Source organism: Gluconobacter thailandicus F149-1 = NBRC 100600 (assembly GCF_000964465.1).
Taxonomy (GTDB): Bacteria; Pseudomonadota; Alphaproteobacteria; order Acetobacterales; family Acetobacteraceae; genus Gluconobacter; species Gluconobacter thailandicus.
Map to the genome: position 1 here is coordinate 1 of NZ_BANH01000103.1, position 322 is coordinate 322.

At 59.0% G+C, this 322-nt stretch carries 1 pseudogene; it reads left to right on the top strand.

Annotated features, from left to right (window positions below):
• Positions 1–322: pseudogene (locus tag B7444_RS15630) on the top strand (IS481 family transposase); the annotation flags it as partial.

Below are 322 nucleotides of genomic sequence, written 5' to 3' on the forward strand. Positions count from 1 at the left end.
CTCGCGGCGCTGAGCGAGGAGTTCGGGATCAACCCGAAAACAGTTGCAAAATGGCGCAAGCGCCAGACTGTCGAAGATCAGAAGTCGGGACCAAAAGAGCCTTGATCAACGGTCCTGTCCGAGACGGACGAAGCAATGATCGTGGCATTTCGCCGGCATACGTTGCTACCGCTGGATGACTGCCTTTATACCCTGCAGGCCAGCATTCCCCATCTGACACGCTCCGTCCTGCATCGCTGCTTTCAGCGTCACGAGATCTCACGACTGCCGGACATGGCGGGAGACAAGCCCAGACGCCAGCGCTTCAGACGCTCCCCGATCG